We start from the raw sequence: 438 nt of genomic DNA, 5'->3' as shown, positions 1-438 counted from the left end.
CCTTTCCTTCGGGACAGAGGAGACAGGTGGTGCATGGTTGTCGTCAGCTCGTGTCGTGAGATGTTGGGTTAAGTCCCGCAACGAGCGCAACCCTTATGCTTAGTTGCCAGCAGGTCAAGCTGGGCACTCTAAGCAGACTGCCGGTGACAAACCGGAGGAAGGTGGGGATGACGTCAAATCATCATGCCCCTTATGACCTGGGCTACACACGTACTACAATGGCCGGTACAACGGGAAGCGAAGGAGCGATCTGGAGCGAATCCTAGAAAAGCCGGTCTCAGTTCGGATTGCAGGCTGCAACTCGCCTGCATGAAGTCGGAATTGCTAGTAATCGCGGATCAGCATGCCGCGGTGAATACGTTCCCGGGTCTTGTACACACCGCCCGTCACACCACGAGAGTTTACAACACCCGAAGTCGGTGGGGTAACCCGCAAGGG

The 438-nt window shown here is 56.2% G+C and carries 1 rRNA gene; it reads left to right on the top strand.

The window, feature by feature from the left end:
• Positions 1-438: ribosomal RNA gene (locus tag LCF57_RS09840) — 16S ribosomal RNA — on the top strand; the annotation flags it as partial.

This window comes from Paenibacillus sp. BJ-4, assembly GCF_020404765.1.
Lineage (GTDB): Bacteria > Bacillota > Bacilli > Paenibacillales > Paenibacillaceae > Paenibacillus.
This window is presented reverse-complemented; position numbering and strand designations above follow the sequence as displayed.